The sequence below is a fragment of the Ramlibacter sp. genome (assembly GCF_035706265.1).
Taxonomy (GTDB): Bacteria; Pseudomonadota; Gammaproteobacteria; order Burkholderiales; family Burkholderiaceae_C; genus Ramlibacter.
Window position 1 is genome coordinate 1 of the sequence record NZ_DASSVG010000648.1, and the last position, 2,385, is coordinate 2,385.

Below are 2,385 nucleotides of genomic sequence, written 5' to 3' on the forward strand. Positions count from 1 at the left end.
GTGTCGAACAGGCTGAAGTGCTGGAACACCATGCTGATGCCCAGCGCCCGCGCTTCCTGCGGGTTGCGGATGTGGACCGGCTGGCCGTCGAACATCACGCTGCCCTCGTCGGGCTTGACGGCGCCGTAGATGATCTTCATCAGGGTGGACTTGCCGGCGCCGTTCTCGCCCAGCACGGCATGCGTCTCGCCCGGCTGGACCGTGAGCGACACGTCGCTGTTGGCCACCACCGAGGGATAGCGCTTGGTGATGTGCGCGAGCTGCAAGCGGGGGATGCTCACTCGTCTTGTCTCCACGTCTCTTGCGGTTTCAGGCCCGCGGCCGCCTGGCGCACGCGCTCGCGCAGCCAGCGCGCGGCGGCGGACTGGTGCGTGCGTTCGTGCCACAGCTGGTAGTACACGAGGGGCGGAAAGGCCACCGGGCATTCCAGCACCTGCACCGGCAGGCGCTCGCGGAAGCGCTCGCAGAACTGCCGCCCGGTGGTGAGCACGAGCAGGCTCGACGCCACCATGCGCGGAATCAGGCCGAAGTGGGCGCAGCGCGCCGTGATGTTGCGCGCCAGGCCCTGCTCCTCCAGGTATTCGTCGATCACGCCGCGGGCGCCGGGATGGGTGGGCGTCGGCGCGATGTGTTCGGCCTCGAGCCAGCTCTCGACGCTCCAGCCGCGCCGCACCGCGGGGTGGTCGCGCGCGACCATGCACACGATCTGGTCAGAAAAAAGTTGGCCCTGGTGCAGATCCTGCGGGGGCTTGAGCCAGTTGCCCACCACCACGTCGATCTCGCCCTGTGCCAGCCGCGCGTGGTAGTCGGAGGCGGCGGTCAGCGGATGGATCTCGATGCGCACCTGCGGCGCCTGCGCCTTCACCGAGGCCACCACCTGCGGCAGGAAGGCCGGGTCGAGGTAGTCGGCGGCGGCGATGCGGAAAGTCTGGTCCGCCGTGCGCGGCTCGAAGCCGCGCGCATCGGAGAACAGCATCTCCGCCGCGCGCAGGATGCGGGCGCTCGGCTCGATCATGCGCAGGCCGGCATCGGTGGGCACCATCGCGGGCCCCGAGCGCACCAGCAGCGGATCGCCCGCGAGCTCGCGCAGCCGCTTCAGGGCGGCCGACACCGCCGGCTGGTGCATTCCCAGCCGGAGTGCGGCGCGCGAGACACTGCGTTCCGTGAGCACGGTATGCAACACCCGAATCAAGTGGAGGTCTATCCTGTCGAAAAGCGGCTGGTCCCTCATACCTTCGCCTGCATTGCACGCATAACACGGTCCGTATGCGAAAAGCGGGGCCGGCCATTAACCTCGCTGCACGGCCGCGTACGGCCACCATTGCAGCGCAACCCCATGGAACCCAGGACGATCCGATTCATCCGCCGCGGCGAACTCGTCAGCTTAACCGATGTACCACCCGAGCGGACCCTGCTGGAACTGCTGCGGGAAGACCTCGGCGCCACCGGCACCAAGGAGGGCTGCGGCGAAGGCGACTGCGGCGCCTGCACCGTGGTGCTGGCCGAGCCCGACGGCGGCAGGCTCAAGTATCGCGCCATCAACGCCTGCATCCGGCTGGCGCATTCCATCGACGGCATGGCGCTGTGGACGGTGGAGGACCTGGCCGGACCCGACGGCGCCCTGCACCCGGCGCAGGAGGCGATGGTGCAGGCCCACGGTTCGCAGTGCGGATTCTGCACGCCGGGCTTCGTGATGAGCCTGTTCGGCATGTACCAGAACCACGTGCTGCGCGACGAGCCGGTCACCCGCGAGCTGGCGCAGGAGGAACTGTCCGGCAACCTGTGCCGCTGCACCGGCTACCGTCCCATCCTCGATGCCGCCCAGGCCATGGCGCAGCTGCCGCGCGTGCCGCAGGACGAAGCGGCGATCCTGCGCCAGCTGGAAGAACTGCGCGCGCGGCGCGCGCTGGCCGGGCCGCAGCCGTCGACCTCCTACCTCTCGCCGCTGACCCTGCCCGACTTGCTGCGGCTGCGCGCCGACCATCCCGAGGCACAGATCGTGGCCGGCTGCACCGACGTCGGCCTCTGGGTCACCAAGATGCACCAGCAGTTCGGTCAGGTGCTCGACGTGACGCAGGTGGAGGAGTTGCGGCGGGTGGAGCAGTACGAGCACCACATCGCCATCGGCGCGGCCGTGAGCCTGACCGCCGCCTTCGAGGCGCTCGCCGAGCAGCGCCCGCAGCTGAAAACCTTCTTCGCCCGCTTCGCCGGGCTGCCGGTGCGCAATGCCGGCACGCTGGGCGGCAACGTGGCCAACGGCTCGCCGATCGGCGACTCGATGCCGCTGCTGATCGCGCTGGGCGCGCACGTGGTGCTGCTCAGCGTGCGCGGGCACCGGGAGATGCCGCTGGAGGCGTTCTACACGGGTTATCGGAAGAACGTGCT

The 2,385-nt window shown here is 69.5% G+C and carries 3 protein-coding genes; 1 reads left to right on the forward strand and 2 read right to left on the reverse strand.

Annotation, left to right across the window (positions count from 1 at the left end; translation table 11 throughout):
• Together VFM98_RS23220 and VFM98_RS23225 are read right to left on the reverse strand one after the other, a co-directional pair.
• Positions 1-281 (reverse strand): ATP-binding cassette domain-containing protein (locus tag VFM98_RS23220; RefSeq protein ID WP_325112265.1); only part of this gene is annotated, 281 nt, incomplete at its 3' end.
• On the reverse strand, positions 278-1,231 hold the full coding sequence (locus VFM98_RS23225; protein WP_325112266.1) for a LysR family transcriptional regulator: 954 nt from the start codon (positions 1,229-1,231) through the stop codon (positions 278-280). The genes VFM98_RS23220 and VFM98_RS23225, both read right to left, overlap by 4 nt.
• 105 nt (positions 1,232-1,336) lie before the next feature.
• Between VFM98_RS23225 and VFM98_RS23230 the strand changes: the two genes are divergently transcribed.
• Positions 1,337-2,385, forward strand: a 1,049-nt coding sequence (locus VFM98_RS23230) for a xanthine dehydrogenase small subunit (protein ID WP_325112267.1), incomplete at its 3' end; no start/stop codon positions are given.

Coding starts and splice junctions, on each gene's coding strand:
- VFM98_RS23225 (WP_325112266.1), bottom strand. CDS start 1,231: ATGAGGGACCAGCCGCTTTTCGACAGGATAGACCTCCACTTGATTCGG.